The organism is Sorangium sp. So ce302, assembly GCF_051530145.1.
Lineage (GTDB): Bacteria > Myxococcota_A > Polyangia > Polyangiales > Polyangiaceae > Sorangium > Sorangium cellulosum_B.
Map to the genome: position 1 here is coordinate 6475083 of NZ_CP150326.1, position 21046 is coordinate 6496128.

Here is a 21046-nt window from a genome sequence, read left to right on the forward strand (position 1 = left end):
CTCCTTGGCCAGCCTCACTGCTTGGGCAGGTGCTGCTGCTGCTTGATCCCGTGGAAGAAGCGCTCGCAGAGGTACGAACGCATCGAGGGGTCGATCACTGCGTCGATGAGGATCGGCTCGTTCAGCTCAAGCGCCTCCGCGAGCTGCCGGCGGAGATCGGCGCCGGTCCGCGCGGTGAACGACTTGACATTGATATAGTGAGCGAACCTCGAGAACTCGAGGTGCTCCTGCCGAATCAGCGCGTGATCGCTCTCGTCCGTCGACAGCGACGTCCACCTGCTGTTGTTCAGGACGATGACGATCGGGCTCACGCCGAACCGCTTCGCGTGCATGAGCTCGAGCCCTGTCATGTGGAAGGCGCCATCGCCGACGAGGACGATGGGGCGCTTGCCGCTGCCGAGCTGATAGCCGATCGCTCCCGGGACAGCGATCCCCATGCTCATGTAGAGCGACGACGTGAGGACGTCGGCGGGGCACATGCTGAGCGACATGAAGAACGAGTCGCCGCAATCCACGATGAGGACCGCATCCGGCTCTGCCGCGAAATACCGATCGAGCTCCTGGGTGACCGTGAACGGGGTCAGCGGCTCGCTGTCGGGCTGGTCGCGGACGTCCCTCTCGGAGCTCGACGGCGCCTCGCCGGCCTCGAGAGAGCGGGGCGACCCGGCCTGCTGAGACGCCGCGACCTCCGCCAGCGCGGAGACGAACTCCATCGTCGTCGCCGCGAAGATCTTCCGGCCGACCCGGACACGACCGTCGTAGGCGTGAACGAGCCGCCCCACGGGGACGTTCCCCGCCACGCCCATGTTGACGTCCGAGTTCGGCTCGCCGACGAGGAAGAGCAGATCGCACTCCTCGACCAGTGTACGGGTGGTGAGGTCGGGCGACGCCGGACCAGCGAAGACACCTCGGTAGTTCGGGTGGGCAGGGTCGAGCGTCCCTTGCGACATTGGCGTCGCCACCCAAGGCAGCCCGAGCGCATCGACGATCCGCTCGGCCGGCCCCTCCAGCCGAAAGCGCTTGAGCTCGAGCCCTGGCACGAACACCGGCCTCGCGGCCTCGCGCAGCAGCTCGATCGCGTGGCGCGCGGCGCTGAAGGCGTCCGCGGAGAAGCGCCCCGGCGCCGGCGGCGCGGGCGGCTTCCTCGGGACGTAGCGGACCTTCGTGAGGTAGAGGTCCCGAGGGATCTCGACGTAGACCGGGCGCGACGCCTCGAGGGCGACGCGGAGGGCGTCGCGGATCTGCTCCGCGGCCACGTGCGGATCCTGGATCCGCGCCTGATGCACGGTCACCTCGCGCATGATCCGGTATTGCGCGTCATGATCCGTGATCTGGTGATGGAGGAAGATCTCGGCTTCACGCTCGCGCTTGCCAGGGCCGCCGGACACCACGATCAGGGGGACCCGCTCCACATAGGCCTGCGCGATGGCGTTCGTGGCGTTGAGGACCCCCACGCCGTAGGTGAAGCACAGCGCGCCCGGGACGCGTCGCGCGACCGCGTAGCCCAGCGCGGCGAGCGTCGTGCCGTATTCGTGCGACATCGTCCGGAGCCGTAGCCCGCTCGTACGATCGAATTCGCGCGACAGCTGCATCGTGAAGTCGCCAGGAATGCAGAACAGATCTTCGATGCCGTGCTCGAGGAGGACGTTGCCGACCAGCTGGCCGAGCGTCATCTCCTCGGAGGCACGAGGGAACGGCTGTTCGATGAACGCGATGGGTCGAGCGGCGGTCACTTGAGGGCTCCACGGCACAAGGAGGTCAACATGTCCTGATCGAGCCCCTGGTCGAACGAGTACTTGAGGGGCGCGAGCGGGAAGCCCCGGAGGAACTCCTCGATCCGCGCCGCCACCACGGCGGGCTCGATCTTCTTGAAGTAGAGGTCGCCGATGAACCCGGCCACCGTCCGGAAGTCCTTCTCGACCAGGTTGCGGCGGGTCATCGCCTGGACGCCCAGGCGGATGCCGTACACACCGGGCTTGCCGGGGATCTCGATGTTGGTCGAGCGGATCCCGCCCTGATGGAGCGTGTTCATGCAGAGGTTGAGCGCCTTGTCCAGGGTGCCCACCGCGAAATGGACCTGGTGCATCTCGGTGAAACCGAACTCCTCTCCCGAGACGTCGAAGCCCAGGTCGTACAGGTGCCGAGCCAGCGCCTTCGCGTTCTTGACGACCTGCTGCGCGTACTCGCGGCCAAACACCTCCATCTCCTTGAGCGCCACCCACATGGGCGGGAGCAGCTCGGCGTGGCAGTTGCTCTGAAGGTGCGGACACAGCCAGATGGAGGTCTCTGCGAGCAAGGGGTGGCTGCCGGATCGAAATCCGATGTAGCCCTTCTGCGGGCCGGGCACGGTCTTGTGCGTGTTGCCGTGCACCACGTCCGCGCCGCACCGCAACGGCGAGTCGAAGACCCCGCCCATGATGAGCCCGCCATCATGGCTCATGTCGTACGTCAACGTGCATGAGTCGGGCAGGACAGCTCGGATCTTGTCGAGCGGCTGCCAGCGGAGCTTGAAGGACTGATCGAGGATGACGATCTTGATGCGAGGGTTCTTCCGCACCATGTCGTCGAGCCGCGCGACGTCGATGAGGAGCGACTTCGGGTCGACCGGGAGATGGAAGATCTCGATGCCCGCCTTCGAAGCCAGAGCCTCCAGGGCGAAATGGCCACCATCCTTGTGCGCGAAATGGACCATGCCGTCGCCGCGCTTGCAGGCGGCCAGCATCAGCGCCTGCTCCGCGGGAGAACCGCCGTTCGGACGCCAGTCGAACGTCTCGGATTTGACGAGAGATCTACCGAGCACGCGGACCATGTCGGCCAGCTCGTTCATCTGGCCGGACTCGGGGAAATACCACTCCCCTGGCGGCACGTCGAAGGGGAACGAGACGTGGTAGAAGGCGCCGGCGGTCGCGCTCGACGTGAAGCGCACGAGCGCGCTCGGATAGTTCTCGTTCGCCGTGAGGCTGAGGGTCCGCTCCCGGTACCGGTAGTCCCGTTGGAGGTTGTCGCTCAGGATGCTCGCGGCCTTCATCGCCTCGAATTTCGCGTCAGACATGTTCAGCCCCTCAGGAGGTCATCCTCGATGCGGCACGCCTCATCGATGATCGCTTGATAAATGGTTTCGATGAACTCGCCTCGAAGCTGATGGCGGCTCCCCCGCTCCCTGCAGCGGCGCTTCACCTCGATGACGCGGGCGGGCTGCATGACGGGCGTGGCGCTCATCTTCTTGGCGAGAGCGACCTCCCGCACGATGTGCAGCCTGCGCCCGAGGAGGTCGACGAGCTCGTCATCGATGCGGTCGATCTGGTCCCTGAAGCCGTCAAGTGTCATGGTCTCGGCTATCCCCTGGTAATGCGCGCTCCACGCGCGCAGCGGTACATCAAGTATCGACGATCTGGAAAATCCGACGGCAGGTCTGTAAGAAGCGCGGATCTTGCTCGATGAGATCCGCCTTGATCTGGTGGAGCTCGTCATGAAATCGCTCGCGCTCTCCGGCTGACACCTCGGCGTCCAGCGCCTGAAGGGAGGCCTGCAATCTCTGGCGCGCCTCCCCGGCGTAAGGGTTCGCCGACTGTATCTCCCAGTAGACGTCGGGGTGGTTCTGCGTCATGCGCGCAACGAGGGACAGGAGCACACGAAACGGCGGCGGCGCGAGGGCGGCGATGGACGACGCGGAGACCCCGGCCTGACACAGCGCCCTCCCGAAGGACAGGATGGCCGCGTGGCACAGCGACTGCAGCGTCGCCATCGTCCGATCGTGCTCCTGCGGCTCAATGACGACCACCCTCAACTGCCACCGCTCGAGGAGGGACAAGAACCCGGCGATCGCCGCGCCGCTCCGGTGAACCACGGCGGCGACGGGTCGGCCTTTGGGGTCGAGATCGCCCGAGAACATCGGGTTGATCCCGAGCACCGGCTGAGCTGGCCGGTGCTGATCGAGGAGGTCGCGAAATGGTGTCTTGATCGACAGCGTCTCGACGATGAGGCAATCCGGGTGCAAGTGCGGCAGGATCTGCGGTAGAGCTCTCTCGAGCACGCTCTGCGACAGGGCGAGCACCACCGTGCGCGCCTGCGACAACGCGGCGCACGTGCGGTCGCTCGGGCGGGTGATGTCGTCGGCGTGGAACGCGATCGTGGGGTTGACGAAGGCCGCATCGGAGATGTCGATGCCAGTGACGTCGAGGCCCTCGCCCGAGAGCCTCGTCGCGAGGAACGCTCCGATCGAGCCCTTCGCCCCCACGACCACGCACCTGGTCGACGCCGCGTTCGCGTCGTTCTTCATGGACGCCTCGCTCCTCACGATTGAGACCTCCGCAGCTGCTCGACGGCCTCCACCACGCCGCGCGCCTTCACGATGGTCTCGGCGAATTCTTCGTTCGGATCCGACAGGGCCGTGATCGCGCCGCCGACGCCGATCCACGCGTGCCCTCGATCGATCGGGACCGAGCGGATGATGATGTTGAGGTCGCACGCGCCGGAGAGCCCGAACCACCCGAAGGCTCCCGAGTAGACGCCGCGCGGGCCCTCCTCGAGCCGGTCGATGATCTCCATGGTGCGCTTCTTCGGGGCTCCTGTCATCGAGCCGCCGGGGAAGACCGCGCGGACACACTCGACCGCCGAGACCCCCGGCTTGAGCTGCCCGCGGATGGTCGAGACCAGCTGATGAACGTGCGAGTAGGTCTCGATGTCGAAGAGCTTCGGCACGTGGACCGAGCCGATGGTGCACACCTGGCCCAGATCGTTCCGCAACAGATCGACGATCATGAGGTTCTCGGCGCGATCCTTCTCGTTCGACCGGAGCTCCTCCGCCTGCTTGCGATCCTCTTCCTCGGTGCGGCCTCGAGGCCGGGTCCCCTTGATCGGCTTCGCCTCGGCACGCCCGTTCCTGTCAACGCTGAGGAACCTCTCGGGCGAGGAGCTCACGAGGTGGAAGTCGCCGACGCGGAAGTAGCCGGCGTGAGGCGCGGGCGTAAGGCCCCTCATGACACAGTACAGCTCGAACGGCGGCTCCTCGAACGAGAAGTCGATCATGTTCGTCAGGCAAACCTCGTAGCTCTCCCCGTTCACGATCTCGACGAGCGACTCGTGGATCTTCCGGATGTACGCCTCTTTGCCGAAGCGCATCACGGCGTTCTCTGCGATCCACCGCTCGACCTCCGCCAGCGACAGCCTCTTCGACGCACGCTGGGCGGGCGGCGATGCCTTCAGCGCCTCGGCCTCACGCCTCATATGCGCCTCGACGGCGTCGAACCACGCCTCGGCAGCGCGTCCGGTCTCGTCGTCCGTGACGAGGTGCAGGAGGTAGCAGGTCCTCTCGGCGTGGTCGAAGGCCACGACCCGGGTCGCGAAGATGAAGGCCGCGTCGTGCGTTGGCGAGCGATGCGCGGCCGAGCCGATGGTCTCCGCCTTGAGCTCGTAGCCGAGGAACCCGACGTAGCCGAGGTTGAAGTCGAAGGGCAATCCTTGAGGAACCTCGACCCTGCTCTGCGCAAGCTTCGACCTGAGCAGGTCGAAGACGCTCTCCACCTCGACGGTGCGGCTGTCCTCCCCCCGAACGACCGTGGCCCGCCGCGTGGTCATGTCGTACGTCACGGTCTCGCCAAGGGGACCGTCAGCGTCCCCCATGAACGAGAACCGCGCGAAGCCTGACCGGGTCACGCTGCTCTCCAGGAGGAACGCGCTCTTCGAGCGGAGGAACTCGGCCCGAAACAGATCGACGGTCTCGGGGAAACAACCGATTTTTCTATGGTGGATGCGGAAAGACGTCACGACTACCCCCGTCAGGCCACGAGATGGTTGTTCTGCACCGAGCGGCGCGACTTGTGAGACATCGCGATGTCCCGAAAGTTGCGCAGCAAATCCATGCCGGCTTCGGTACAGATCGACTCAGGATGGAACTGAATCCCATACAGCGCGCGCGTCTTGTGCCGGATGCCGTGGATCATTCCATCCTGGTCCCACGCCGTGATGACGAAGGGGTCCTTCAGGTCGCGGACGACGAGGGAGTGATAGCGGACCACGCTCAGCTCCGGAGGCAGCCCCTTGAATATTCCCTCATTATCGTGGTGGATCGCGCTCACCCGGCCGTGCATCGGCACCGGGGCATGCGCAACTTCCATACCATGGATATACGCCATGCACTGATGACCGAGGCACACGCCGAGCAACGGCACCTGTGCATTCAAGATGGCCTTGACGCTTATTCCCACGTCCACCGGCCGCGCAGGCGTCCCCGGCCCGGGAGACACGATCACGCAGTCGTACCGCGCGAAATCGAGCGTCGCGAAGTCTTCCGTATTCAGCACAACGGCGGGCTCTTCGCCGCACACCTCCCCCATGTACTGGAACAGGTTGTAGGTGAATGAATCGAAGTTGTCGATGATCAGCGTTCTACAAGCCACCGCGCGCCTCGTCACGGAAAGGGTTTACCGTGCCATACGGCATCCGCTCGGAAGACCCTCCTCGCTCGCAAGCATCGGATTTAACCGCTGCCTGGAGATCGGCTCATCTTCCGGCACATGCCTCCAGCGCCCTGATACAGCGGCAGCGTGCCGGTACACCGGCACTACTGACCGCGCCGCGGACCCACATCAGAGCGATAAGGATGGCATGTCAGGACGGTCGGCAATCCATATCACGGGTCTGCTCGCGATCAACTTAAATCGATCGGCGAGCGATGCCACGATCTTGCCTTTCGCGAGCTGGCCGGCCAGTAGGCCAGCCGGCCGGCCGACTGGCCTACTGGCCGGCCGGCGCGTGGAGCAAGCGCTCATCAACGATTGTCGCTTCAATAAATTCGTCCACATCTGCCGGCGTCCCCTGTGGATATCTCGAGGAGCTCGTGCAGGTCGGCGAAATCTCGTCACGAATTGATAAAAATTCACACCTCTGACATCGAGCAACACTCGGGCGCGATCGAGGAACCGATGCACGCACGCTTAGATCAACGATGCACATCGTCGCTTGCGGTGGGCTTGACGTCGTGGTACCCGATGCCCCGAACCTCGTAGACCCTGTTGGTCGTTCGTCCCGGAGTCGGGATGTCAGCGTCGAGGTGATAGAGGAGCGATATGCAACACGTCGAGGCCAGCGCGCCGGAAGGCGATACCGTAGCGTCGTGGTATGAGAAGGCGACGGTGCGCTACACCCAACGGATTCTGATCCCGGAGCGCTCCAGCGGGGAGCTGCTCTACCCCACCGCGCGTAGCATCGTTTGTGATCACCCGCTGGTCGCGTCGCGCGGCAGTACAGTGCAGTCGTACATCCTGGCCCAGGCCGCGTATCAGTTCCTCTACGGGGTCGGACTGCTCGAGACGAAGTTCGTCATCGACTGCAGCTTGAATATTCTCCACAACCACATCAAGGGCGCCGGCGATGTCGACAAGCTGCAGGCGCTCACGGTGATAATCGACGAAGGGTACCACGCCTACGTGGCGCTGGATTACATCGTCCAGATGAAGCAGAAGATTGACGTCGAGCCGCTACTGGTTCCCGAGTCGAACTGGAAGCTCGACGCGGCGGCGCGTGCCAGCGCGAGCTTGCCCGAGAGCATGAGGATGGACTTCCAGCTCCTCGCGGTCACGCTCGCCGAAAACGTGCTCACCGCCGAGATCGCGAGCCTGGGTAAGGAGAAGGAGATCGCGAGGTCGTTCGCGCGGGTCATGGGCGACCACGTCCTCGATGAAGGGCGGCACTCCAAGTATTTTGCGAAGCTGCTGAAGTCGAGCTGGGCTCGGCTCCCGCGGGAGACGCAGGAGACGTTCCGCGCGATGTTGCCCGGTTACCTCGACGATTTTCTGGGCGTCGACCTGAACCGCGCGTTCGAGCGGAAGGTGCTCGCCGCGCAGGGCTTCAGCGCCGAAGAGATCGATCGCATCATCGATGACACCCAGGAGAGGTTCGTCGCCGAGCACCAGGACGCCAGGGAGAAGACGAAGGTCAGGCTCGTCGCCCTGCTGAAGCAAGTCGGCGTGTTCGGGCTCTCGGACTCGATCGCTCGGCAATAGGCGATAGAGCGCCCGCCAAGATCTCCCGTCGGCCGCGCTGCCGAGGGGTGGCTCCCGCGTCAACATCACCTGAACGCGCGTCGCTTGAACGCACAGGACGCGCGGCGCGCCGTTCGCGCCGCGCTGCACGAGCGCGGGCGCTCGCTGCTCGCTACCCGGCCTGCGCCGCGGCGGCGTCGAGCAGCCAGACGAGCCGCCCGGGCCCGCCGCGCACGACCCGCGCCGGCACCTCGTCGGCCGGGCCGGGCCGCTTCGCCTGCGCCACGACCCCGCGCTTGCCCGCCCCGCGGGCCAGGAGCAGCTTCAGCCGCGCCTCCTGGATCACCGGCGCCGTCAGCGTGAGCCGCGGCTCCAGCCCCTTGTCCGGCTGCGCCGGGATCGCGGCGACCAGGCGGTCCTCGATGCCCGCCGCCCCCGTCCCGGGGAACAGCGAGGCCGTGTGCGCGTCGTCGCCGATCCCGAGCGTCATCACGTCGAAGGAGACCGCCGACGCGACCCCGAACCGCGCCCGCAGGAGCCGCTCGTACCGCGCCGCGGCCCCGGCGAGGTCCGGCGACTCGCCCTCCATGCGGAAGAAGCGCTCCTCCGGGATGGGGGCCGCCGCCAGATCCCGGCGCGCTGCGCCGTAGTTCGAGCGGGGGTGATCGGGCGCGACCGCGCGCTCGTCCACCCAGAACCACTCGGTCTGCGCCCACGGGAGCGAGAGCGCCGCGAGCCGCTGGTACGCCGAAGGCGGCGTGCTCCCGCCCGACAGCGCGACGCGCGCGACGCCGCGCGCGTCGACCGCGGCCGCGATGGCGCGCGCGATGAGCTCCGCCCCGAGCCGCGAGAGCTCCGCCGCGTCCGCCGCGACGAGGGTCTCCTCACCACCGTTCATCTCGGTCCTCCTGTCGGCGCTCGTCAAAGGGCGCTCCACTTCGCCGCGGCGAGCACCGCCTCGCGCAGCAGCCGATCGCCCTCCAGCGAGTCGATCGTCTTCGCCAGCACCCACGTCTCGTCCCGGTAGCCGAGCGGGTGCAGGTGCTCTGCCGACCGCGCCCCCTCCAGGGTCCAACGCACCGTGCCGGGCGCCTTGTCGAGCCGCACGCAGCCGAGCGTCAGCGGCTCGCCGCGCAGCGACGTCCACAGGCGCACGCCGTCGAGCCGCCGCCACGCCTGCGCGTCCGCCGGCGCCGGCGGCCCGTCGATCAGCGCGATCTCGATCGGCGCGCCATCGGCGCCGCGGGCGCGGCCGACCACGCCGCCGCCGGGCTGCGTGGGCCCCCGCGACTCGAACGTCCAGCCGAGCCGCGAGCCCATCCAGCCGAGGAACAGCGCCGCCGGATCCGGCTTCGCCCCCGCGCTGCGCGCGATCTCCACCCGCCGGATCGCCCGGCACGCCTCCGGCATGTCGTCGAAGAACCGGGCCACGAGCTCGCGGAACGAGAACGTCCGCACGAACGCCCGGTCCGCGAGCGGCGCCCTCGTCCCGCGCGCGACCTCCGCGATGCGCTCGATGCACGTCTCGGCCGAGTCGAACACCAGCCGATCGCAGATCGGCGCGAGCGCGTCGCCGAGCACGTTCGGCGCGCCAGGCGCGAGCTCGACGATCACGGCCACGTCGGAGATCGTGAGCGCGCTCACGACCGAAGCGACGCGCTCGGCCGCGGCCACCCCGAACGTGAGCTCCACGCGGTCGTAGCAGATCGGCACCTCGCCGGCGCGGCGGCACGTGGCCGACCAGTCGGCCTGGACGCTCAGCGGGTCGAGCCGGTCGTCGAGCGTGATGAGCAGGGTGCGCCCCGCGTGCGTCTCGGCGAGGTCCTCGGCCTGCTCCTTCAGGCGCTCGACCTCGGCGCGGCTGCCCACCGCGACGAAGTTCATCGTCGACGCGCGCGTCTTCGGGGCCGGCTCCGCCCGCGACTCGTCCGGCGCCGACCAGAACTCGGCGAGCTCCGACTCGACCCGCTTGATGATCTCGGCGACCGCGCTCACGGCCGCCTCCACGCCCGCTCGGGCGCCTTCCCCCCGTCGCCCGCCCCGCACACCGCGCGCACGTCATCCGACGACGGCTCGACGAGGGCGTCGGCCTCCGGCGGGCCCCAGCTGCCCGCGGCGTAGCGCGCGATCGGCGCGCTCTGCGTCCGCCACCCCTCGAAGATCGGATCGACGAAGCCCCACTGCGCCTCGACCTCGTCGGCGCGCGTGAACAGCGTGGCGTCGCCGCGCAACGCGTCGAGCAGGAGCCGCTCGTACGCCTCGGGCGTGCTGGAGCCGAACGCGGCGCCGTACCGGAAATCCATCGTGACGCCGCGGATCGCGATGCCGCCGCCCGGGATCTTCGCCGCGAAGCGGAGCGAGATGCCCTCGTCGGGCTGGAGGCGCATCACGAGCGCGTTCGGCTCCTCGGTCGCGCCGGGGGCGCCCTTGAACAGGCCGTGCGGGAGCGGCTTGAAGTGCAGCACCACCTCGGCCACCCGCTTCGCCAGCCGCTTGCCGGCGCGCAGGTAGAACGGCACCCCGCCCCAGCGCCAGCTGTCCAGGTGGAGCTTCATCGCGACGTAGGTCTCCGTCGTCGAGTTCTTCGCGACGTCCGGCTCCTCCGTGTAGCCGGGCACCTTCTCGCCGCGCACCATGCCGGGCGCATACTGCCCGCGCACCGTCGACGACAGCGCGTCCGGGCCCGCGATCGGCCGCAGCGTGCGGAGCACCTTCACCTTCTCGTCGCGCACCGCGTCCGCGTCCCACGACGACGGCGGCTCCATCGCGACCAGCGTGAGCAGCTGGAGCGCGTGGTTCTGCACGATGTCCCGCGTGATGCCGACCTTCTCGTAGAACTTGCCGCGTCCCTCGACGCCGATCTCCTCGGCCACGGTGATCTGCACGTGATCGACGTGCTGGCGCGACCAGAGCGGCTCGAAGATCGTGTTGCCGAACCGCAGGACGAGGAGGTTCTGGACGGTCTCCTTCCCGAGGTAGTGGTCGATCCGGTAGATCTGCGACTCCGCGAGGTGGGCGAGCAGGTCGCGGTTGAGGGCGCGGGCGCTCTCCAGATCCTCGCCGAACGGCTTCTCGACGACGACGTGCTGGAACGGCGCGTCCTTCTCGTGCGACGGCGGCGCGACGAGGTTCGCCGCGCGCAGGCCGCGCACGATGGGCGCGAACTGGTCGGGGGCGACGGCCAGGTAGAAGACCCGGTTCTTGCGGGTGCCGCGCTCGGCGTCGAGCCGCTCGAGCTCCGCGGCGAGCCGGGTGTACGTCTCGGCCTCGTCGAACGCCCCCTGGACGTAGCTGATGCCCTTCTCGAGCTCGCTCCAGGTCGCCTCCTCGAGCGGGCGCCGCGAGTACTTCCCGACGGCCTCGCGCATCTCCTTCGCGAAATCCGGCTTCGGGCGCCGCGCCACGCCGACGACGGCGAAGCCGCCGGTGAGGAGCCGGCTGAGCGTCAGGTTGTAGACCGCGGGCAGCAGCTTGCGCCGCGTCAGGTCGCCCGAGGCGCCAAAGATGACGAGCGCGGCCGGCGAGGCGGTGCGCTCCTCGGGCATCCCTTCGCGAAGCGGGTTCTTCTCGGCTTGGGTCATGGTGGGTGAGCTCCGGTCGGTGACGACGACGGGCACGATGCTCGCGCGCCTCCGCGGCGTAGGGTAGTCCGGATCGCACGCGCGGGCGCGGAACGATGCGAGAACGATGCCGGAGGTCGCGCGACGAGCGCGACGACCGCGACGACCGCGACGACGACCTCGCGCGGGCGTGCCGGCGGAGCGCGCCCGCCGAGTGTGCCCGCGCAGCCCCGCCGCCCGCGCCGAGCGTGCCCGCCGGCTCGCGGCGCCCTTCCATCCGATCGCGACCGGTACTAGGCTGCTCCGCGCGATGGCCGCGCCGGTGCTCCCGCGAATCCGCGTCCCCCACCCCCACGTGCGAAGCGATAGCCAGGTGCTCGCCGGGAGCCCGCACGTCCTCGGGTCGCGCGTCCCGGTCCGGCGGCTCTGGGCGTGGCACCGCGGCGGCGCGTCGGTGGAGACGCTGCTCAAGCGGTACCCGAACCTCGGGCCCGCGCGCGTGCTCGACGCGCTCGCGTTCGCGTACGACAACCAGGACCTCATCGAGGCCGACATCGCGCGCGAGCAGCTGCTCTTCAAGAAGCAGGGCGGGCCCACGGTCGGCGCGCGCCCGCTCGCTCAGCTGAACCTCCCCTTCGACGAGGACGACGAGTGAGCGGCGCCCGAGAGGGCGCGGCGGGCGAGGGACGGGGCGCTCGAAGCGCGGCGCGCCGCGCGTGAGACGCCGCGGGCGAGATGCCGCGCGCGCCATGGGAAGCCCCTCGGGCGATATATATATGTGAAACGCCTCGCGCCACCTGCGATGCAGACCGCCGTCCCCGCGCGATGAGCTCAGCTTGATTCTTTACAGCCATCCTGACTTGGGGCAATGAGGGCCGTCCGTCGCTGGAGCCCGCGGTGCGGGGCTGCTCGGCATTACGAGTGACCGTCGCGCAAGATCGCGGCTGTCCCAGCTTTCAAGGTCGCGGCTGCTGGTGTAGGGTCCGCGCTCCATGGGGTACCGATCGAGGTGCCGGAGGGATTCTGAGATGAGCGTCAATCGATGGAAGTTGTTTGCGATGCCCGTGGCCCTGCTCGGCCTGGCTTCGCCTCTCCTCGTGAACTGCGGCGGCAAGGGGATCCCTGGCGCGGACAGCCTTCCCGGCCCCGCCGGTGACCTGGCGTCGGCCGCGGGCGGCTGCGACGAGATGAAGAACGGCGGCATCGCGAACCTGAAGTTCGACGGCGGCGCCGAGGTCGAGGGCAAGATCAAGGGCTTCCTCGAGGCGGCTGCGTCGCTCGACAAGCTCACCGTCGCCATGGAGGCGGACCTCATCGCCTCGTGCGGCAAGCTCGGCAAGGACCTCGGCATGAGCGAGGCGGAGCTCAAGGCCGACGCAGGCGGCGGCAAGGGCGCCGAGAAGGTCTGCGGCGCGGTCTCGGCCAAGGTGAACGCCGCCGTGAAGGCGAACGCCGAGGCGAAGATCACCGTCCAGATCGATCCGCCGAAGTGCTACGCCGACATCACCGCCATGCAGAAGTGCCTCGGCGACTGCGGCTCGCCGGTGCAGCCCGGCAAGCTCGAGGCGAGCTGTGAGGGCGGCGAGATCAGCGGCAAGTGCGACGCCGAGTGCAAGGGCAAGTGCAGCGTCGAGGCCGGCGCGGCGTGCACCGGCACCTGCAACGCGAGCTGCTCGGGCAAGTGCGACGTCGGCTTCAAGGGCACCTGCGGCGGCAAGTGCGACGGCAAGTGCGACGGCAAGGACTCGAAGGGCGCGGCGTGCGCCGGCACCTGCGAGGGCAAGTGCGACGCCAAGGCCGAGGGCTCCTGCTCGGGCACCTGCGAGGGCAGCTGCTCCGGCTCCTGCGAGGTCAAGGCCGCGGCGAAGTGCTCGGGCTCCTGCTCGGGCGGCTGCAGCGCCGAGATCAAGGAGCCGAAGTGCTCGGGCGAGTTCAAGCCCCCGAGCGTCGACCCGAGCTGCCAGATGCAGTGCACGGCGAAGACCGCGGGCGAGGCGAAGTGCGATGCGCCGAACGTCCGCATCGTGGCGAGCGGCAAGGTGAACGCCGACGCGCAGAAGCTCGTCGCCGCGCTCCGGACGTCGCTCCCGGCGATCGCCAAGGTGCAGCTCGGCTCCGGCAAGAAGCTGGCGGCGGCCGTGTCCGGCGTCGGCAAGGCCGGCGTCGAGGTGAAGGACGTGGCGCTCAAGGCCGGCGGCAAGGCGGTCGCCTGCGTCGCGGCCGCGGTCGACGCGTCGGCCAGCGCGACGGCCTCGATCGACGTCAACATCAAGGCGAGCGCGAGCGTCAGCGGCTCGGCGAGCGGTTCGGCCAGCGGCGGGACCTGATCCCCGGCGCGGCCTGAGCGCGGACGCGGCGGCGGTCCCCTCCCGGGGGCTGCCGCCGTCGTCATTTCAGGCGCCGAATCCGGGCTCGCGGCGCAGATCTGGATGCGAGCTCACCTTTCCGGTCGCGCGGCGCGCGGCGCGCAATGGTCGAGATCGGCGCCGGATGCGCCGCCCAACGTTGCAGGCAGGTTTCTTGGCCAGACAGCCGCGATGCGGCAAGCCGTCAAAGCGGCGTGCCTCCGGGAGGCGGCCAGGCCATTGCGCGCTGTCGCGGCGCTCGTCCGGAGTATCATGGTGCGTCGGCGAACGATGACGGGGTACTCGGAAGGGCAGGAGCGATGGTCGGCGATCCCTTGATCGAGCGAGGCGCCAGGATCGGCGAGTACACGATCGACGATCGCCTCGGCGAGGGCGGCTTCGGCGCCGTGTTCCGCGGCCGCGACGGGGCCGGCAACGACGCCGCCATCAAGATCTTCAAGGACGTGAGCGCCCAGAACGCCGGGCAGCTCTTCGCACAGCAGAACGAGATCGAGGCGCTGCTCCGCCTGCGCCACCCCTCGCTCGTCAAGCTCTCCTCGTACGGCGTCCTGGACGGCGTGGGCCTCTACCTCGCGATGGAGCTCGTGCAGGGCGAGACGCTCGACCGGTACCTCGCACGGATGGGCTCGCTCGACACGATCGAGGCCCTGCGCATCGCGCGCCGCGTGGCCGAGGCGCTCGCGCACTGCCACGCGCTCAACGTCCTCCACCTCGACCTCAAGCCGAGCAACATCGTCCTCACCGATCCGTACGAGCCCCGGCTCAAGATCCTCGATTTCGGCCTGGCGACGCTCACCGTGAGCTTCCAGCCCGAGCACGCCCGCGTCAACGCGGGCACCATCGCGTACCTGGCGCCCGAGTGCCTGAAGCGGGGCGCGCTCGGGCGCCCGAGCCCCCGGATGGACCTCTACGCGGTCGGCGTCATGCTCTACGAGCTGCTCGCCGGCCGGCTCCCGTTCTCGGACGGCACCGTCAACAGCGTCATCAACCAGAAGGTCTACGGCACGCTCGTGCCGCTCGCCCACGCGGCGCCCGAGACGCCGGCGCCGGTCGTCGCGCTCGTCGAGGAGCTCCTGGAGCGCGACCCGGCGCGGCGCTTCTCCAGCGCGGCCCGGCTCTGCGCTCGGCTCAAGGAGCTCTACTACGTCACGCTCCACGGCACCTCGCAGCCCCCGGCCGGGGCCGAGGACGAAGCGCACGGGCGCGACGCCGCCGCGCCGGAGACCTTCGACGACGCGCACGACGCGCCCTTCGTCGGCCGCGAGCAGGAGCTCGGGCGGCTCATCGAGCTCGTCCAGGGCGCGGTGCGCGGCGAGCCGCGGCCGGCCGTGGTGGTCGGCGACACCGGCGTCGGCAAGAGCCGCCTCGTCGCCGAGCTGCTCCGGAGCGCCGAGCAGGCGGGCACGGCGATCGTCGCGTACGGCCGGTGCAGGGAGCTCTCCGGGCTCGTGCCCTACTCCGCGATCCGCGAGGCGCTGACGCAGATCGCGCTCTGGCTGGAGCGGCACGGCGACAGCCGGGCGGCGCGCATCCGCCGGCTGGTGAGCCTCGTGATCGCCGACGACGCCGCCCTCCTCCGGGGGCTCGTGCCGGAGCTGACGCGCGCGGTCGGGCTCGCCGACGAGGGCGGCGCCATCGGCCCGGGCGGAACGCGCTGGATCGCCGAGCTGATCCTGCGGCTGCTCGGCGCGATCTCCGAGGAGATCCCGGTCGTCCTCGCGATCGAGGACGTGCACTGGGCCGACGAGGCGACGCAGGAGGTGCTGCTGCGCCTCTCGGATCAGCTCGGCGAGATGCCGGTGCTGCTGCTCGGCACGGCGCGGCCGCCCTTCGCTCGCGGCTCGTCGCTGCCTCCGCCCGGCTCGTCCGCGCTGCGCGGCCCGGGCTCGTCGCCGATGACGCCGCGCACGGCGGGGTGGCTCGCGTGGAAGGACGTCGAGCGCCTCGACCTCGGCCCGCTCCGGCCCGAGGCGAACCGGGCGCTCCTCTCCGCGCTCGGCCGCGGCGCGGGGGACGACCTCGTCCAGGAGCTCGTGCGCCGCGTCCCGCTGCTCGCCGCGGGCAACCCGCTCTTCAACATCCAGGTCGTCCGCAACATGGAGACCGAGGGCTTCCTGCAGCGCAGCCGGAGCGGCGCGCTCGAGATCTCCCGCGCCGACGCGCACTACCTCGCGCCCGCCTCGGTCTCGGACGTCCTCTCGCGCAGCATCGACGCGCTCGATGCCACGACGGTCCAGGTCCTCGGCGTCGCCGCGCTCATCGGCCGCCAGTTCCTGCGCGACGATCTGGTCGAGCTCGGGCTCTTCGACCCGGCGGAGGTCGACAGCGCCCTGCGCAACGCCGCGGCGCACTACGTCTGCCTCGGCGAGGACGGAGGCCTCGCGTCGTTCTCGCACGACGCGGCGCGCGAGCAGCTCGCGGCCCGCGTGCCGCCCGAGGAGCGCCCCGACTACCACGGGCGGATCGCGCGGCGCATCGAGCTGCGCGGCGGCGATCCGGGGACGCTCGCGCACCACGTCGAGCGCGCCGGCGAGCTCGACCGCGCCGCGTCGACGTACCTGCTCGCGGCGAGCGAGGCCGATCGGCTCCAGGATCCGCACGGCGCCAGCCGCCGGCTGAAGCAGGCGCTCGCGCTGCTCGAGCGGCTGCCGCTCGACCCGGCGCGGATCGAGCTCAGGGCCCGCTGCGCGCACGAGCTCGCGCGCGTCGCGTGCCTGCTCGGCAGCACGGCGGAGCCGCTCGATCTGCTGCGCCGCACGCAGGGGGCGCTGCCGGAGACGCCGCTCGTCACGGCGGCCCTCTCCAGCGCGCTGTCGCGCGTGCACTACGTGCGGGGCGAGTTCGCCGACGCGGTGGCGCACAGCCGCAGGGCGCTCGAGGCGATCGGCGCGAGCCCGGAGCTGCGCCCGTACCAGTGCCTGCCGGCGAACATCCTCGGGCGCGCGCTGTGCGCGGCCGGCAAGGTGGGCCCGGCGACCGAGCCGCTCCGCCGCGGGTGCGAGCTCGCGGAGGCGGCGGGCGAGTACGTCGAGCTCTGCCACTCGCGCGGCATCCTCTGCGTCGCGCTGAGCCAGTCCGGCTTCTACGCCGAGGCCGAGCAGAACGCCGCGGACGCCGCGCGCCTCGCCGAGCGCCTGCGCGACCCGGTGCGGCTGCTCGGCACGTGGTTCTACCACGCGGTGCTCGCGGAGGGCCGGTTCGACTGGGATCTCGGGGTCCGGTCGACAGCGCAGCTGCTCTCGTACGCCGAGGAGCACGGCCTGAGCGGGCTCTACCTGTACATGGGGACGATGTACGCGGGCCGGCACCAGTTCCACATGGGCCAGCTCACGCGGGCCCGCGTGCTGATCGCGAACGCGGTCAACCTGAGCGGCGTGCTGGGCATCGGCATGGGGCGCGGCTGGGCGGAGGGGTACCTGGGCGACGTGTACTTCGTGCAGGGCCTGCTCCCGGAGGCGCTCGCCGCCTACGAGCGGGCGATCGAGATCGGCTCGGCGGGGACGGGCGACGCGTACGCCGTGAGCCTCGGCCGGGTCGGCCGGGTGCACGCGCGGGCGCTGCTCGCCAACGACGCCAGCGGCGCTGGCCAGGCCGGCGAGCTCGCTGCGTACGGCCGGGAGACGCTCGATCTCATCCGCACGTCGGGCAACCGGACGCTGCTGGTGACGGCGCTCGAGCGTCACGCCGAGGCGCTCGACGCGCTGGGCGACGGGGGGGCTGCGCGCGGCGTCCGCGCCGAGCGCGCGGCGCTCGTCGAGGAGCTCGGCCTGACGGATCCGACGTTCTGGCCGCGCGTCCCGGCCGAGGCGGCGTTCCAGGGCCCCCCGCGGGTGTACTGGGCCGATCTGCCGCGCGAGGTCCGGAGCACGGGCCCGAGCAGCGTCGGCACGACGCAGGTCGTGGACGCGACGGTGGCGGACCTCGCGGCGGCGGCGACGATCGCGGTCCCGGAGGAGGAGCTCGGCGGGCCGACGATCGTGGCGATCCCGCGCCTCCGCCACGTCACGCTGCTGGAGACGCTGGCCTCGGTGGAGGGCTTCGTCCCGCGCTTCGACGGGCCGGAGGCCCCGCCGGTCGCCAAGTGACGGCGGAGGACGACGGCGCCGAGCGGGCGCCCGGGGACGCCGAGCAAGCAGGGCTGCGCGAGCAGGGGCCGCCGGTCGTCGCGCAGGTGGCCTCGGCTGCAAGGTGTGGGCGTGACGCGGACGCCGCGGTGGCGCCGGCCGGTGCGGTCGAGGTCATGCGCACGGCGCTCGCCCACGCCTGGGCGATGCTGTTCCTCGTCGTGCTGCTTCCCATCGGCTTGATCTGCTTTCCCTTCGATCCCAGGCAGCGGATGCACGACCGCCTCTCGGTCGTCTGGGCGCGCGGGGCGCTCTGGCTCGTCGGGGTGCGCGTCGAGGCCGAGGGCGTGGCGCACGTGCGGCAGGGCGAGCGCTACGTGATCGCGGCGAACCACCAGAGCACGCTCGACATCCTCGCGTTGCTCGTCGTGCTGCAGGGGCGCACGCCGATGCGGTTCCTGGCGAAGCGCGCGCTGTTCCACGTGCCGGTGCTCGGCTGGGGCATGCGCCTGTACGGCCACACGCCGGTCGACCGGCGGCGCGCCCGCGGCGCCGTGGCGGATCTCGGCGAGGCGCGGCGCAACGTGATGCAGCGGTGGTCGACGGTGTTCTTCCCGGAGGGGACGCGGAGCGCGACGGGCCGGCTCCTGCCCTTCCGGCCGGGCGCGTTCCGGACCGCCTCGGCCGCGGGCGCGCGCGTCCTGCCGGTGACCATCGACGGCGCGGGTGCGCTGCAGCCAAAGGGCCGTTATGCCGCCGCGCCCGGCGTCGTGCGGGTCGTGGTGCACCCGCCGCTCGACCCGCCGGGGCCGTCGCTCGAGGAGCTCCGCGCCGCGATGGAGGCGTGCAGGACCACCGTGGCGTCGGCGCTGCCGGAAGCGCTCCGGGAGGAGCGCGAGGCGCGGCGCGGAAGCGGGTGAGCCGGGGGAGCCAGGCGGGATAAAGGGGATCGCTGTCCCGCAGAGTCGCGGCGCGACCTGGTGCGCGGGGTCGACGCCGCGCAGGCGCAACAGCGCTCGTTCGAGGAGCGGACCATGAGCCCGCGTGCTCTTCAATTGAATGGCGAGCTCTTCAAGGCATCCTCTCACGGATGGCCCGGTGCTCAGCGCACGCAGCGCCGCGGAGGCTCGAGTCACCAACGCCTTCAAGCACGCCAACGGCACCCCCCAGGTCGAGGTGCGCTTGCGGCGCGCCGGCGGGGGCGCCGAGCTCGACGTGGAGGACTACGGCCCGGGGATCCCCGCGGCCAGCCTGCCGCAGGTGTTCTCGAGCTTCTATCAGGTGGAGAGCGCCGGCCACTCCTCCGGCGGAGGCATGGGCCTCGGGCTCTTCATTTGCAGGGTGATCGTCAGGGCGCACGACGGCCAGATCTTCGTGCGCAGCACGGAAGGCAAGGGGGCGACCTTCACGGTCAGGCTGCCCCTGATCGAGAACCGATAGGCACGCGATCGATGCGTTGAATCGACGCTGCGCTCCTGCGCTCGCGCACCGCCGGGCGAGCGGTGCTGCGGGGAGGGACCAGGCTCATGAAGGGGACGATCTTGGTGGTGGAAGACGACAGCGATTCGATCGATATGCTCCGGGAGATGCTGCGGATGGCCGGCTATGCTGTCGAGTCCGCCGACACGGCCGACCAGGCGATCGCCGCCATGACGGAGCGGCGCTATGACGCCGCGTTGCTCGATCTGACGGTGGCCGGCGCGACGACCGAGGAGCTGATCGAGCGACTGCAGGGGCTGTCGGAGCGGCCGCCCATCGTGATCTTCTCGGCGCGGACGCCCGATGATCTCCGGATGGCGGCCGAGCAGCTCTCGGCGGCGGCGGTGATCCAGAAGCCGGCGAGCATGAGCGTGCTCCTCTCCACGATGGCACGGGTGATCGGCCCATCTTCGTAGGGTAGGCGGCGCCTGCGAGCGAGGCCGGGTCTTTCTTCTCTCCTCGTCTCCTCTTCCCCTCTTCTCCATGAGGCGCATTGTGCCGGAACACGACATCATCACGATCGGGGCGTCGGCTGGGGGTGTGGAGGCGCTGATCGTCCTCCTCGGGGGGCTGCCTGCCGATCTGCCGGCGTCTCTGTTCGTCGTCCTCCACATTCCGCCGACGGCGCGGAGCATGCTTCCCGAGATCCTCGAGCGGTCGACAAGGCTGCAGGTGGGGGCGGCGGTCGACGGCGAGCCGATCGAGCGAGGGCGGGTCTACGTCGCGCCGGCAGACAACCACCTCGTGCTCGAAGATGGCGTTGTGCGCGTGGTGCACGGCGCGCGCGAGAACGGGCACAGGCCGGCCGTGGACCCTTTGTTCCGCACCGCGGCGGAGGTGTACGGAGACCGCGTGATCGGCGTCGTCCTCTCCGGCATGCGCGACTGCGGAACGGCCGGGCTCCTGGACGTGAAGCGCCGCGGCGGCATCGCCGTGGTCCAGGATCCGGAGGACGCCCTGTTCTCGGAGATGCCGCAGAGCGCGCTCGACAACGTCCCGGTGGACCACTGTGTCCCGCTGGCGCGGCTGCCGCCGCTGCTCATGGATCTGGTGCACCAGAAGGTTGGTGGAGCTCCCGCGGAGGCGCGGGCGGGGGCGGGGAGAGCGACGGTGGATGCGATCGAGAGCGATTTCACCTGTCCGGGGTGCGGCGGGAACCTGATCCGGAGCGACGACGGCGCGATGCTCCATTTCAGGTGCAAGGTCGGCCATCGCTACTCTCCGGAGGGCCTGGAGGACGAGCAGGCTTCGTCGCTCGACGCGGCGCTGTGGATCGCGCTCCGCACGATCGAGGACAGCGCGGCGCTGGCGCGCAGGATGGCGGCGCGCGCGGCGGAGCGGAACCAACCGCAATTGTTGGCCCATTTCGAGGAAAAAGTCCGGGTGGCCGAGGAGCGGGGCGTCCTGGTGCGCCGGGCGCTGCTCGGCATCAGCGAGGGGAACGGGCCGACAGGGAGCGCCCGCCCGAAGCGCCCCGGGACGCGGCTGCCGCCGACGCGGTGAGCGGCCGCTCGTGGAGCGGACCGAGACCGCGGCGCCGCAGAGGGCGCGGCGGCGCGAGCGCGCCATGGCGCACGATGGCCAGAAGGGCTAGG

17 protein-coding genes are annotated in these 21046 nt (G+C 70.1%); 8 read left to right on the plus strand and 9 right to left on the minus strand.

Features of this window, described 5'->3' with window-relative positions:
• Positions 1–14 precede the first annotated feature (14 nt).
• From WME73_RS24380 to WME73_RS24405, 6 genes are read right to left on the minus strand one after another with little or no spacing between them, the layout of a single operon-like run.
• Positions 15–1733: a thiamine pyrophosphate-binding protein gene (locus WME73_RS24380; RefSeq protein WP_437917226.1), complete on the minus strand. Its 1719-nt coding sequence runs from the start codon at positions 1731–1733 to the stop codon at positions 15–17.
• Positions 1730–3052 carry a hypothetical protein gene (locus tag WME73_RS24385; protein WP_437747778.1) on the minus strand — a complete coding sequence of 441 codons (1323 nt, stop codon included), beginning with the start codon at positions 3050–3052 and terminating at the stop codon, positions 1730–1732. The genes WME73_RS24380 and WME73_RS24385 overlap by 4 nt, the downstream gene beginning before the upstream one ends.
• Before the next feature lie 2 nt (positions 3053–3054).
• Positions 3055–3327 carry a chorismate mutase gene (locus WME73_RS24390; protein WP_437539510.1) on the minus strand — a complete coding sequence of 91 codons (273 nt, stop codon included), beginning with the start codon at positions 3325–3327 and terminating at the stop codon, positions 3055–3057.
• A gap of 49 nt (positions 3328–3376) precedes the next feature.
• A complete protein-coding gene (locus tag WME73_RS24395) occupies positions 3377–4279 on the minus strand; it encodes a prephenate dehydrogenase dimerization domain-containing protein (RefSeq protein WP_437917228.1) in 903 nt (300 codons plus the stop codon).
• 14 nt (positions 4280–4293) lie between these two features.
• Positions 4294–5766, minus strand: a complete 1473-nt coding sequence (gene pabB, locus WME73_RS24400) for an aminodeoxychorismate synthase component I (protein WP_437747780.1) — start codon at positions 5764–5766, stop codon at positions 4294–4296.
• A gap of 11 nt (positions 5767–5777) precedes the next feature.
• The gene (locus WME73_RS24405) at positions 5778–6398 is read right to left on the minus strand and encodes an anthranilate synthase component II (RefSeq protein ID WP_437747781.1); all 621 of its coding nucleotides are present in this window, start codon (positions 6396–6398) and stop codon (positions 5778–5780) included.
• Positions 6399–7067: 669 nt separating this feature from the next.
• Between WME73_RS24405 and WME73_RS24410 the strand changes: the two genes are divergently transcribed.
• Positions 7068–8003 carry a diiron oxygenase gene (locus tag WME73_RS24410; RefSeq protein ID WP_437747782.1) on the plus strand — a complete coding sequence of 312 codons (936 nt, stop codon included), beginning with the start codon at positions 7068–7070 and terminating at the stop codon, positions 8001–8003.
• Between the two features lie 151 nt (positions 8004–8154).
• On the opposite strand, the gene pgl is transcribed toward WME73_RS24410, so the two are convergent.
• The 3 genes from pgl to zwf are packed head-to-tail and all read right to left on the minus strand — an operon-like array spanning position 8155 to position 11563.
• A complete protein-coding gene (pgl, locus tag WME73_RS24415) occupies positions 8155–8880 on the minus strand; it encodes a 6-phosphogluconolactonase (RefSeq protein WP_437917229.1) in 726 nt (241 codons plus the stop codon).
• A gap of 23 nt (positions 8881–8903) precedes the next feature.
• A complete protein-coding gene (locus tag WME73_RS24420) occupies positions 8904–9977 on the minus strand; it encodes a glucose-6-phosphate dehydrogenase assembly protein OpcA (RefSeq protein ID WP_437917230.1) in 1074 nt (357 codons plus the stop codon).
• Entirely contained in the window at positions 9974–11563 is a 1590-nt protein-coding gene (gene zwf / locus WME73_RS24425; RefSeq protein WP_437917232.1) for a glucose-6-phosphate dehydrogenase, read from the minus strand. The genes WME73_RS24420 and zwf overlap by 4 nt, the downstream gene beginning before the upstream one ends.
• 334 nt (positions 11564–11897) lie before the next feature.
• Between zwf and WME73_RS24430 the strand changes: the two genes are divergently transcribed.
• The 7 genes from WME73_RS24430 (at position 11898) to WME73_RS24460 (ending at position 20954) form a co-directional block, all read left to right on the plus strand.
• The gene (locus tag WME73_RS24430; protein WP_437747785.1) at positions 11898–12197 is read left to right on the plus strand and encodes a DUF433 domain-containing protein; all 300 of its coding nucleotides are present in this window, start codon (positions 11898–11900) and stop codon (positions 12195–12197) included.
• A gap of 373 nt (positions 12198–12570) precedes the next feature.
• Positions 12571–13869: a hypothetical protein gene (locus tag WME73_RS24435; protein WP_437917233.1), complete on the plus strand. Its 1299-nt coding sequence runs from the start codon at positions 12571–12573 to the stop codon at positions 13867–13869.
• Positions 13870–14207: 338 nt separating this feature from the next.
• Positions 14208–17993 carry a serine/threonine-protein kinase gene (locus WME73_RS24440; protein ID WP_437917234.1) on the plus strand — a complete coding sequence of 1262 codons (3786 nt, stop codon included), beginning with the start codon at positions 14208–14210 and terminating at the stop codon, positions 17991–17993.
• Positions 17990–18892, plus strand: coding sequence for a lysophospholipid acyltransferase family protein (locus tag WME73_RS24445; RefSeq protein ID WP_437917235.1), 903 nt, complete (start codon positions 17990–17992; stop codon positions 18890–18892). Before WME73_RS24440 ends, WME73_RS24445 begins: the two co-directional genes overlap by 4 nt.
• Positions 18893–19070: 178 nt before the next feature.
• Complete coding sequence (locus tag WME73_RS24450; RefSeq protein WP_437917236.1) at positions 19071–19412, plus strand: sensor histidine kinase; 342 nt, start codon at positions 19071–19073, stop codon at positions 19410–19412.
• 86 nt (positions 19413–19498) lie between these two features.
• Positions 19499–19867: a response regulator gene (locus tag WME73_RS24455; RefSeq protein ID WP_437747790.1), complete on the plus strand. Its 369-nt coding sequence runs from the start codon at positions 19499–19501 to the stop codon at positions 19865–19867.
• 67 nt (positions 19868–19934) lie between these two features.
• Entirely contained in the window at positions 19935–20954 is a 1020-nt protein-coding gene (locus WME73_RS24460; protein WP_437917237.1) for a chemotaxis protein CheB, read from the plus strand.
• The last annotated feature ends 92 nt before the right edge of the window (positions 20955–21046 follow it).

What these genes read in the sequence shown, in the direction of transcription:
- WME73_RS24440 (WP_437917234.1), top strand. Translation starts at nt 14,208, where the DNA reads ATGGTCGGCGATCCCTTGATCGAGCGAGGCGCCAGGATCGGCGAGTAC.
- WME73_RS24435 (WP_437917233.1), top strand. Translation starts at nt 12,571, where the DNA reads ATGAGCGTCAATCGATGGAAGTTGTTTGCGATGCCCGTGGCCCTGCTC.
- pgl (WP_437917229.1), bottom strand. Translation starts at nt 8,880, where the DNA reads ATGAACGGTGGTGAGGAGACCCTCGTCGCGGCGGACGCGGCGGAGCTC.
- WME73_RS24455 (WP_437747790.1), top strand. Translation starts at nt 19,499, where the DNA reads ATGAAGGGGACGATCTTGGTGGTGGAAGACGACAGCGATTCGATCGAT.
- WME73_RS24385 (WP_437747778.1), bottom strand. Translation starts at nt 3,052, where the DNA reads ATGTCTGACGCGAAATTCGAGGCGATGAAGGCCGCGAGCATCCTGAGC.
- zwf (WP_437917232.1), bottom strand. Translation starts at nt 11,563, where the DNA reads ATGACCCAAGCCGAGAAGAACCCGCTTCGCGAAGGGATGCCCGAGGAG.
- WME73_RS24390 (WP_437539510.1), bottom strand. Translation starts at nt 3,327, where the DNA reads ATGACACTTGACGGCTTCAGGGACCAGATCGACCGCATCGATGACGAG.
- WME73_RS24460 (WP_437917237.1), top strand. Translation starts at nt 19,935, where the DNA reads ATGAGGCGCATTGTGCCGGAACACGACATCATCACGATCGGGGCGTCG.
- WME73_RS24395 (WP_437917228.1), bottom strand. Translation starts at nt 4,279, where the DNA reads ATGAAGAACGACGCGAACGCGGCGTCGACCAGGTGCGTGGTCGTGGGG.
- WME73_RS24410 (WP_437747782.1), top strand. Translation starts at nt 7,068, where the DNA reads ATGCAACACGTCGAGGCCAGCGCGCCGGAAGGCGATACCGTAGCGTCG.